General features: G+C 41.4%; 10 protein-coding genes and 1 pseudogene. 8 read left to right on the top strand and 3 right to left on the bottom strand.

Annotated elements, in window-relative coordinates; all coding sequences use genetic code 11:
- Positions 1 to 79: 79 nt before the first annotated feature.
- Positions 80 to 868, top strand: coding sequence for a hypothetical protein (locus PX636_RS19345; RefSeq protein WP_288118356.1), 789 nt, complete (start codon positions 80 to 82; stop codon positions 866 to 868).
- A gap of 8 nt (positions 869 to 876) precedes the next feature.
- Here the strand turns inward: PX636_RS19345 and PX636_RS19340 are convergent, their stop codons facing one another.
- Together PX636_RS19340 and PX636_RS19335 are read right to left on the bottom strand one after the other, a co-directional pair.
- Entirely contained in the window at positions 877 to 1,332 is a 456-nt protein-coding gene (locus PX636_RS19340; protein ID WP_288118358.1) for a DUF29 domain-containing protein, read from the bottom strand.
- Positions 1,333 to 1,449: 117 nt separating this feature from the next.
- Entirely contained in the window at positions 1,450 to 1,896 is a 447-nt protein-coding gene (locus PX636_RS19335) for a DUF29 domain-containing protein (RefSeq protein WP_288026888.1), read from the bottom strand.
- A 378-nt stretch (positions 1,897 to 2,274) separates the two neighbouring features.
- Here PX636_RS19335 and PX636_RS19330 point away from each other — a divergent pair, with 378 nt between their 5' ends.
- The gene (locus tag PX636_RS19330) at positions 2,275 to 3,216 is read left to right on the top strand and encodes an NAD-dependent epimerase/dehydratase family protein (protein WP_288118354.1); all 942 of its coding nucleotides are present in this window, start codon (positions 2,275 to 2,277) and stop codon (positions 3,214 to 3,216) included.
- A gap of 123 nt (positions 3,217 to 3,339) precedes the next feature.
- On the opposite strand, the gene PX636_RS19325 is transcribed toward PX636_RS19330, so the two are convergent.
- Entirely contained in the window at positions 3,340 to 3,552 is a 213-nt protein-coding gene (locus PX636_RS19325) for a DUF2839 domain-containing protein (protein ID WP_002759416.1), read from the bottom strand.
- Positions 3,553 to 3,705: 153 nt separating this feature from the next.
- Between PX636_RS19325 and PX636_RS19320 the strand changes: the two genes are divergently transcribed.
- The 6 genes and pseudogenes from PX636_RS19320 to PX636_RS19295 all read left to right on the top strand — a co-directional run.
- Entirely contained in the window at positions 3,706 to 4,941 is a 1,236-nt protein-coding gene (locus PX636_RS19320; protein WP_288118352.1) for an LL-diaminopimelate aminotransferase, read from the top strand.
- Positions 4,942 to 5,052: 111 nt separating this feature from the next.
- The gene (locus PX636_RS19315) at positions 5,053 to 5,886 is read left to right on the top strand and encodes a metallophosphoesterase (RefSeq protein WP_288118350.1); all 834 of its coding nucleotides are present in this window, start codon (positions 5,053 to 5,055) and stop codon (positions 5,884 to 5,886) included.
- Between the two features lie 103 nt (positions 5,887 to 5,989).
- Complete coding sequence (locus PX636_RS19310; RefSeq protein WP_288118348.1) at positions 5,990 to 6,769, top strand: pantothenate kinase; 780 nt, start codon at positions 5,990 to 5,992, stop codon at positions 6,767 to 6,769.
- Between the two features lie 70 nt (positions 6,770 to 6,839).
- Positions 6,840 to 7,907, top strand: a complete 1,068-nt coding sequence (locus tag PX636_RS19305; RefSeq protein ID WP_002759431.1) for an NAD-dependent epimerase/dehydratase family protein — start codon at positions 6,840 to 6,842, stop codon at positions 7,905 to 7,907.
- Between the two features lie 76 nt (positions 7,908 to 7,983).
- Entirely contained in the window at positions 7,984 to 9,507 is a 1,524-nt protein-coding gene (locus PX636_RS19300; protein ID WP_288118347.1) for an ArnT family glycosyltransferase, read from the top strand.
- 39 nt (positions 9,508 to 9,546) lie between these two features.
- Positions 9,547 to 9,722 (top strand): annotated as a pseudogene (locus PX636_RS19295) (glycosyltransferase); the annotation flags it as partial.

Here is a 9,722-nt window from a genome sequence, read left to right as displayed (position 1 = left end):
TTAATTCATGAATTAACCGCGATGGTAGGGTTAATTCATGAATTAACCCTACACTGATTATTGACTTTTATTTAAAGCTATGGTAGGTGCAAAAAAATCTCTCAATCTATCCTTACTTAAAACTCTTGGTTTAGTCGCCGTCATCGGTGGACTAATCATGGCTATTGTGGAAATGCAACAGGAAAAGGTGAAAACCTTGACCAAAGAAAAGTTATTAGAGAGAAATTATCGTCAAGAGTCTCGTCTAGAAAATGCTCAGGTTCAGTTATTAAAAAATATACCTTCCTTTGGCTTTGACAATATGTTAGCCAATTGGTCAATGTTGCAGTTTATACAATACTATGGCGATGTGGATGCTCGTAGGGAAACTGGTTACGGTTTAAGTCCCGATTTTATGGAAATTGTCACCAAAAATGACCCCAAATTTGTCCGCGCCTATTTGATGATGTCTGTCGCTTCTTCCCTGAATGCCGGTAAACCCGAAAGAACGATTGAGATTATGAATAAAGGTTTATCAAAACTCACTCCTGATGTTACCGATGCCTATTTTATTTGGTTATATAAAGGAGTGGATGAACTATTATTTTTAGGTGATATTCCCGCAGCGAAAAAATCCTATCAAATGGCCGCCGATTGGGCGAAAATTGCCGGTAATAAATTTATCGAAAAATCCGCTAGGGGAACAGTAAAATTTTTAGAAACTAATCCCGATAGTCGCGCTCCTAGAGTCGGTGCTTGGATGTTAGTCTGGATAAATAGCCAAGACGAAGAAACCCGCAGGTTAGCTAAGGAAAATATCGAAAAATTGGGCGGTAAATTGGTTGTGGTTAATGATAATCAAGTGATGGCAATTCCCCCCAAAGATTAGAGTTTGACCTATTTTTCATCTTCCCAAAACTTATGATTTAATAAACCATCAATATCCTCAGCAAAGGGACAAACATCGGGAAAATTAGAGTCCGGATAATCCTCTTTCACCGCTTCTAAAGCTTCTCGATAACATTCTTCTAAAATCTCTATCATAAACCTTTTCAAACTAGGAGAATACTTAAATTCCTTCTTCAACTCCTTGCGAAAATTTCTAATTTCAATTTCCCACCCCCAATAACAATCGGGAAGAACCACATAACAACGTTTTAATAAATGTTCTAATAAACGAGTTAAAAAATTATCAACCGCTTTGGGTTGACTTTTCCCCAAAGACTCCACCTCCTCGATCAAATTCTCTAAATCAACCTGAGATAAATCCCCAGATTTTAATTGTTTGACGGTTGCTTCTATCCACAAAGCAAAATCTTGATCATAAAGATTTTTTACCTTGGCTAAAGTCATCATTTTTCTCCTTATTAAACTTAAATTAATTTCTTGAAAATCACACTAAGTCTGGTTATTAAAGACTGATTATTTATTCCGCCTATTGCCTCTACTCAACGGATTTAGTATCAGAGTTTAACTTTCCCAAAACTTATGATTTAATAAGCCATCAATATCCTTAGAAAAAGGACAAACATCGGGAAAACTAACATCGTATTTAATTCGCATATTCTCCACCGCTTCCTGATAACAATCATCATAAATATCGGTTAAAAAACTGCATAAACTAGGAGAGTCTTTCAGGATATCTTTTAACTTAGATTGACAGCGTTTAATTGTTACTTCCCAACCTCGATAACAGTCGGAAAAAGGAAGATAACGCCGTTTTAAACCGTGTTCAAATAATGTAATTAAACGGTTTTTAAGTTCCCTTTTGTCTCGTCTTCCCAAAGACTCCACCTCCTCGATCAAATTCTCTAAATCAACTTGAGATAAATCCCCAGATTTTAATTGTTTGACCGTCTTCTCTATCCACAAAGCAAAATCTTGATCATAAAGATTTTTTACCTTGGCTAAAGTCATAATTTTGACCTCCTCTGTTGACTAATTACCTTTATTTTACCGAAACTTGGCCAACAATTTAAGTCTGAATTGGCGCTTACTTAAAACTTGCATTAAAAGTCGCTCGGTTTGGGTGCATCTCACATTTTCGGAAATACCGATAATCAGCAATTATCAGTCACTCTTAAACTGCTACAAATGTATGAACAGCCGCGTGTAAGCATCCCACCGAAAAGCTAATGCGCGAGGGGTTTGGGGACGGCGCTTGCGTCCCCAACGGGGGGTTTGGGGGGTAGAACCCCCCAAAAGACTGGATTGATGACACAAACCTAAAAAGCACAGTTTTTAAACCGCACCGATCGAGTGATAATATAACCTTGATATCTATGCCATCATCTTATGAAAATTTTAATTATGGGTGGAACCCGATTTATCGGTGTTTCTTTGACTAAAGTGTTAGTAGAACAGGGTCATGAGGTAGTATTATTCAATCGTGGCAATAAACCCGCTCCGGTTGCTGGAGTACGACAGATTCACGGCGATCGCACTGACCCAGCGCAACTGAAAGAAAAGCTTAAAAATGAAAGTTTTGAGGCAATTTTCGATAATAATGGCAGAGAATTAAGTGATACTCAGCCCCTCGTCGAGATTTTTAGGGAAAGAATCGGGCATTTTGTCTATGTTAGCTCGGCGGGGGTTTATCTAAAATCCGACCAAATGCCCCATAAAGAAGGGGATAAACTAGATCCCAAAAGTCGCCACAAGGGAAAACACGAGACAGAAAATTATTTAAGCGAGATGGGTTTACCCTGGACTTCCATCCGTCCGGTTTATATCTACGGACCGGGGAACTATAATGACCTAGAAGCTTGGTTTTTTGACCGTTTGGTTCGTAATCGCCCTATTCCTATACCCGGTCATGGAGAACATTTTACCCAATTCGGTCACGTTGTCGATCTAGCTAAGGCCATGGCCGCAGTATTGGGTAATTCTCAGGCTATCGGTCAAGTGTATAATATTTCTGGCGATCGCTATGTAACTTTTAACGGTTTAGCGAAAGCTTGCGCGGCAGCGATGGGGAAAAATGCCGAGGAAATCGAGATTGTTAACTATAACCCCAAAAAATTTGACTTCGGCAAAAAGAAACCTTTCCCCCTGCGGGTTCAACATTTCTACGCTGATATTAATAAGGCCACCCGGGAGTTAAACTGGCAGCCTGAATATGATCTCGTCAGTGGTTTAACAGACTCCTTCCAGAATGATTATCTCCCTTCCGGTCGCGATCGGCAAGAAATAGACTGGGCGATCGATGACCAGATCTTGGCAAACCAACAAAATTAATTTTTTGGTGGGAGTGGGGAAGTGGGGAAGTGGGGAAGTGGGGAAGTGGGGGAATTTCAACTAAAACCCCAACACCCTAAAACCCTAAAACCCTAACCCCCAAACTGATGCAGCTTTAACCAGTTATTGGACATTCCACCAACCGAAGGCCGGCCCGACAAAGCGAATAACTACCCAAACCCCAGCTAAAACTCCTATACCAATCCAGGCACCCCTAGTGGTTAACTTGTAAGCTTGGGATGCTTGACTTTTGGTAATCGGTAGCCAAGGCAGGATGTTTTCTTCCTGTCCATACTTATCACCCAGGGCCGATTGACGACGTTTTGATTCACCCATACTAATGTCAGTTATTAAGAGGTTTTTCTCTGATTGTATATCGAAAGACAACCGCCTACACCCAATCCTAGTCCGTGAAGGAGAGCGATCGAAACTGACGGCTGATGACCGACTATTATAGAATTAAAGGTTGCGACTGAAACGAGAATAATTATGGCAACCATTAACAGTAATTACTTAAAACTAAAAGCGGGTTATCTTTTCCCGGAAATTGCCCGACGAGTCCAAGCTTTTGCGGCAGCTAATCCCGATGCTAATATTATCCGTCTGGGGATTGGGGATGTCACCGAACCTTTGCCCCTAGCTTGTCGCGAGGCAATGATCAAAGCGGTGGAGGAAATGGGCGATCGCTCTAGCTTTAAGGGTTACGGGCCCGAACAGGGTTATGCTTGGTTAAGGGAGAAAATCGCCGTCCATGATTTTCAGGCTCGCGGTTGTGAGATAAATGCCGATGAAATCTTTATTTCCGACGGTTCTAAGTGCGATACGGGCAATATTCTCGATATTTTTGGAGATAATAACTCGATCGCTGTTACTGACCCAGTATATCCCGTTTACGTCGATACTAACGTTATGGCTGGACACACGGGAGAGGCCAACGACCGCGGCGAATACGAGGGCTTGATTTATCTGCCAATTACCGCCGAAAATAACTTTACTGCCCAGATTCCGGCGGAAAAAGTCGATTTAATCTATCTCTGTTTTCCCAACAATCCCACCGGGGCCACGGCTACCAAAGAACACTTGACAGCTTGGGTTAATTATGCTAGGGCTAACGGATCGATTATCTTTTTTGATGCGGCCTACGAGGCCTTTATCACCGATGCCAGTTTACCCCATTCCATCTACGAAATCGAGGGGGCGCGGCAATGTGCGATCGAATTTCGCTCTTTTTCTAAAAATGCTGGTTTTACCGGGACGCGTTGCGCTTTAACCGTGGTTCCCCAAAGTCTCACGGCCAAAGCGGCCGACGGGAGTGATGTGCAACTCTGGAAACTGTGGAATCGTCGGCAATCGACCAAATTTAACGGCGTTTCCTACATTGTCCAACGGGGGGCTGAGGCGGTTTATTCCCCGGAAGGAGAAGCACAAGTACAAGAACTTGTCAAGTTTTATTTACAAAATGCAACAATTATCCGAGAAAAATTAACCGCCGCCGGTTTAGAAGTCCATGGTGGCGTAAATGCGCCCTACGTTTGGGTAAAAACGCCCCAAGGTCTATCGAGTTGGGATTTCTTCGATAAACTGCTACATACCTGCAATGTGGTGGGGACCCCCGGATCCGGCTTTGGGGCCGCCGGAGAGGGTTATTTCCGGCTGTCGGCTTTTAATAGTCGTGCCAACGTCGAGGCCGCTATGGAAAGAATTATCAGTAAATTTCAAGGCTAATGGTCAAAAGAGGGATGTTTGCGGAAGCATCCCCCAACAACCCCATCGGGAATTGATAGACTGTTGACACACCCAATTTTTCGGTAACTACTCACCGACAACGGCTCACCGATGCGACCCTTTTGGCTAGAATCCTTACAGGTAGAAAGATTAACGATCGCAATTGCCGGCCTACCGGCACATCTGCAAGGGATCAAGTTGGTGCAGTGGTCAGATCTGCACTGCGATGAACAGCATTTGCCTGTAGCTGTCCTGCAAGAAGCGATCGCCATTACTAATCAAGAAAAACCCGATCTCATCTTCCTGACGGGGGACTTTATTACCGATAGTCCCAGGCCAATTTTTACCCTGGTCGATAGCATAAAAGCTCTCGAAAGTCAAGGGGGTATTTATGCTTGTTTAGGAAATCATGACAGTTATCCTCCCCACGCAAGGGAAACCGTCAGATCAGCCTTAACTAGCGTGGGAATTCGGGTACTCTGGAATGAAATCGCCACACCCTACGGCGAAAATTTTCCCATCGTCGGATTGGCCGATTATTGGTCCGGGGAATTTTTACCGCAAATCCTTGAGCAAATTGCTCCCGATATACCCAGACTTGTCCTTTCCCACAATCCCGATACAGCCATGGTTTTAAGGGATTGGCGCGTGGATTTGCAGTTATCCGGTCATACCCACGGAGGCCAAGTGACTATCCCGGGTATGGGTTCCCTACCGATAGTTTTAGAGAAACTTAGGCGATCGCTGCCGGAACCATATTGTCAATGGGTTCCCTTTCACCGGCAGTTTAGCAGAGTAGTCCGATACTGGCAATGGTCCGAGGGATTTCACCGAGTCGGGGAAAATCAATTATATGTCAATCGAGGCTTAGGAACCTATTTTCCCGGTCGTCTTTTTTGTCCCCCCGAAGTGACGGTAATTACGTTGATCAACAGCAGTCAGTAGTCAGGAGTCAGGAGCCGGTCGTCAGGAGATTATTTTTATTTATTCTCCCCATCACCCCACTTCCCCACTTCCCACTCCCCACTTCCCACTTCCCACTAAATAAATGACTGAGCAAGATACTGACTGGATAGGTTTGATGATCGGCAATTCTCGGCTACATTGGGGGTATTTTTGCGGTCAAACCCTGTTAGCTTGTCTCGATACTCCTCACCTGAGGGAACCCCTAAGTAATGAATTTTTGCAACAAATTTTCCCTAAACTCTTGACAAATAAATGTAACTGTGCATTGATTGTCGCCTCCGTGGTTCCTAACCAAAGAGAATTATGGGCAAATTATGGCAATTTACGGAGAATTACTTTAAAAGATATTCCTTTACTGGATTTATATCCGACATTCGGCATCGATCGAGCTTTAGCTGTCTTAGGTGCGGGAAAAAAATACGGATTTCCCTGTTTAGTCATCGATGCGGGAACAGCCTTAACTTTTACGGGAGTGGATGGGGATAAAAAGCTAGTGGGGGGGGCAATTTTACCCGGGTTAAAGGTGCAATTAGCCAGTTTAAGGGAACGGACGGCAGCCTTACCAGAGGTGTCCTTACCGGAAAGATTACCGCAGATGTGGGCAAAAGAAACAGCAGAAGGGATAAGAAGTGGGATAATCTATACAATTTTGGCGGGAATAGAAAAATTCAGTCTGGAATGGTTAAATTTATATCCAGAGAGCGGGATAATTTTAACGGGGGGAGATGGGGACTTAATTAGGGATTACTGGCAAGAAAACGCCATTAAATCACTCCTAGTGGATAAGACGATAATTTTTGAGGGAATTGCCGCAGTTAAGGGAATCTCCTCGGGTTTAATTGACAAAGGCGAACATATCTAGTAAAGTCGGGGAAAGTTTTCTCAACTTGGGAAATTTCTCAACAACTAGGCAAAAAATTCAGGATATAGTTATGGCGATCGTTCTAGTAACTGGTTCTGCTGGTTTAATCGGTTCCGAATCAGTCAGGTTTTTTTGTGATCGGGGTTATACCGTCGTTGGCATCGATAATAATATGCGTCAGGTATTTTTTGGTGAAGACGCTTCAACGGAGTGGAATCGAGCCAAATTATCGCAAGATTACGGGGATAAATACATTCACCATGCTGTGGATATTCGGGATCATGAAGCTATTGCAGATATATTTAAAACCTATAGTCATGATATATCCTTAATTATCCACACGGCGGCGCAACCTTCCCACGATTGGGCAGCTAAGGATCCCTATATGGATTTTAGTGTCAATGCTAACGGAACTTTAGTATTATTAGAAAATACTCGTCAACACTGTCCCCAAGCAGTATTTATTTTCTGTTCCACCAATAAAGTTTATGGCGATAGACCGAATGAATTGCCTTTAGTAGAAAAAGAACTACGTTGGGAAATCTCGGAAAATCATCCTTATTTTGCTCATGGTATTGACGAGTTGATGAGTATTGATGCTTGTAAACATTCTTTGTTTGGTGCGTCGAAAGTGGCGGCGGATGTGTTAGTACAAGAATACGGGCGTTATTTTGAGATGAAAACTGCCTCTTTTCGTGGCGGTTGTTTAACCGGTCCAAGTCATTCGGGAACGCAATTACACGGTTTTTTATCCTACTTGATGAAATGTACGATGATCGGCAAAGAATACAGTATTTATGGGTATAAGGGTAAGCAGGTACGCGATAACATTCATAGTTACGATCTCGTCAATGCTTTTTATCATTTTTATCAGACCCCGCGAGTAGCAGAAGTTTATAATATCGGTGGTAGTCGCTTTAGTAATTGTTCCATGTTAGAAGCTATTCAAGAATGTGAAGCGATTGCGGATAAAAAGTTAAACTGGCAGTATGTGGAGACTAATCGTATTGGTGATCATATCTGGTGGATTTCTGATGTGAGTAAGTTTAAAAATCATTATCCTGATTGGCAGTTAACCTACACAGTAACAGATATTCTCAAAGAAATTTTTAGTCAAAACGTTAGCCGTTGGTTATAGTAGAGCATTAGATTACTATGTCAAAACTATCTGGGTCTGTGCGTATATGGGGTTAAAAAACTGGAGATGGTCAAATATGCTTGCTTCTAAATCATGGACTGAGAAAATATTGTTTTTAATTTTTGCAGTTTGCTTAATCCATAGTTTTTGGGGGATTAGCGGCGGCTGGAATAATCCTTTGATAGATGTCCACGCTTTTCGTCAAACTCAAACGGCCATCTCGGTCTTTTATTTACTCAAAGGTAGTCCTTGGTTAGCCTATGAAACCCCTGTTTTAGGAGTGACTTGGTCAATTCCAATGGAGTTTCCGCTCTATCAAGGAATAGTTGCAATTTTAGTTAAGCTTTTTCAGACTCCCATTGACCAAACTGGTAGATTTGTGAGTGCTTTTTTCTTTTATTTAAGTTTGATTCCTATATATGTAATCCTATCTTATTTACAAGTAGCACGAGCTTTCCGTTGGCTGTTTTTGAGTTTATTTTTAGCCAGTCCTCTTTATCTGTTTTGGGCGCGAACATTCATGATTGAATCAACCGCCCTATTTTTCTCTTTAGCTTACCTGGCCTGTATTGCTGTTTATTTTCGCTATAAATCGCCAATTATTGCCTTATTAGCCTGTCTTTTTGGAATCGCTGCCAGTCTGACTAAAGTAACGACTATGGCTGGATTTTTAATTTTAGCTTGTGTCTGGATAGGTATTAATTGGGTTAAGAAAGACTCATCTCGTAACTTAGCGAAAGATTTATTGATACCCGTCGTTGTCTTTATCATCATACCCTTCCTTCTGGCAAAAATTTGGGTTAACTTTGCCGATGCCCAAAAGCTACTCAATCCCATGGCAGCAGATCTTATCACCTCGAAAGCTTTGAGAGATTGGAACTTTGGAACTATCGCTCAAAAATTATCTCGGTCAGAGTGGAGAAATTATCTAACTAGGACTCTAAATGACGTTTTTGGCGGATTGATAATCAGCGTTATGGCTTTAGTAATATTACCAATTTTCACCTCAAAAAAGTTACTAAGTTATGGCTTAAGTTTACTATTTATATTGACAGTTGCCATTTTTACCAATTTGCATTTTGTTCATAACTATTATCCCTATGCTAATGCTATCTTTCTCCTCGGTGCTTCTGGATTTACCATCATGGGGTTAATAGAGAAAAAACGGAAAATTTGGCAGTCTGTAGGCTGGTTTTTCCTGGCTTTAATTTTGTTATCACAACTGCAATTTTACCGAGCTTTCTGGTATCCGACAAAATTGCATGGTAACAGTTACTTAGAAATTGCCTCTCAAGTCCAAACTGTTACTTCTCCTGAAGGTGTTTTGTTAATCTACGGAGATTATTGGAGTTCATTGATACCTTACTACAGTCAACGTCGTGCCTTAATGTTTTATAATCGAGCAAGTGAGGAAAAATTTAAGAATGCTCTCTATAAGTTATCAAGAGCCAATCATCAAGTTGAGGCGATAGTTTTTTGCCGCAAAACAAGAGAAAACCGGGAAGATAAAAAATATTTAGATAGCCTGTATAATCCTAATGAAAAGCCCGTTTTTTCTAACAAACGTTGTGATATATACACAACAAGACACGGTAAATAAGAGATAATTATCTGTAATTTATATTGAGTTGAGTTCCTTATGTTAACTAAAATCTACAACAATAAAATTTTCCGATTTCTCATTGCTGGGGGAGTGGCATTTCTAATCAACTTATTCTTAATTTATTGGTTCATTGATGACTTGGGATTTAATACACCATTTCTGAAGAATGTGGCCAACGTTATCTCTATAGAAATATCTTTAATTGCTAGTTT

Source organism: Microcystis sp. M53598_WE2 (genome assembly GCF_030067735.1).
GTDB classification, from domain to species: Bacteria; Cyanobacteriota; Cyanobacteriia; order Cyanobacteriales; family Microcystaceae; genus Microcystis; species Microcystis aeruginosa.
This window is presented reverse-complemented; position numbering and strand designations above follow the sequence as displayed.

What these genes read in the sequence shown, in the direction of transcription:
- PX636_RS19300 (WP_288118347.1), top strand. Translation starts at nt 7,984, where the DNA reads ATGCTTGCTTCTAAATCATGGACTGAGAAAATATTGTTTTTAATTTTT.
- PX636_RS19340 (WP_288118358.1), bottom strand. Translation starts at nt 1,332, where the DNA reads ATGACTTTAGCCAAGGTAAAAAATCTTTATGATCAAGATTTTGCTTTG.
- PX636_RS19345 (WP_288118356.1), top strand. Translation starts at nt 80, where the DNA reads ATGGTAGGTGCAAAAAAATCTCTCAATCTATCCTTACTTAAAACTCTT.
- PX636_RS19330 (WP_288118354.1), top strand. Translation starts at nt 2,275, where the DNA reads ATGAAAATTTTAATTATGGGTGGAACCCGATTTATCGGTGTTTCTTTG.
- PX636_RS19305 (WP_002759431.1), top strand. Translation starts at nt 6,840, where the DNA reads ATGGCGATCGTTCTAGTAACTGGTTCTGCTGGTTTAATCGGTTCCGAA.
- PX636_RS19320 (WP_288118352.1), top strand. Translation starts at nt 3,706, where the DNA reads ATGGCAACCATTAACAGTAATTACTTAAAACTAAAAGCGGGTTATCTT.
- PX636_RS19315 (WP_288118350.1), top strand. Translation starts at nt 5,053, where the DNA reads ATGCGACCCTTTTGGCTAGAATCCTTACAGGTAGAAAGATTAACGATC.
- PX636_RS19335 (WP_288026888.1), bottom strand. Translation starts at nt 1,896, where the DNA reads ATGACTTTAGCCAAGGTAAAAAATCTTTATGATCAAGATTTTGCTTTG.
- PX636_RS19325 (WP_002759416.1), bottom strand. Translation starts at nt 3,552, where the DNA reads ATGGGTGAATCAAAACGTCGTCAATCGGCCCTGGGTGATAAGTATGGA.
- PX636_RS19310 (WP_288118348.1), top strand. Translation starts at nt 5,990, where the DNA reads ATGACTGAGCAAGATACTGACTGGATAGGTTTGATGATCGGCAATTCT.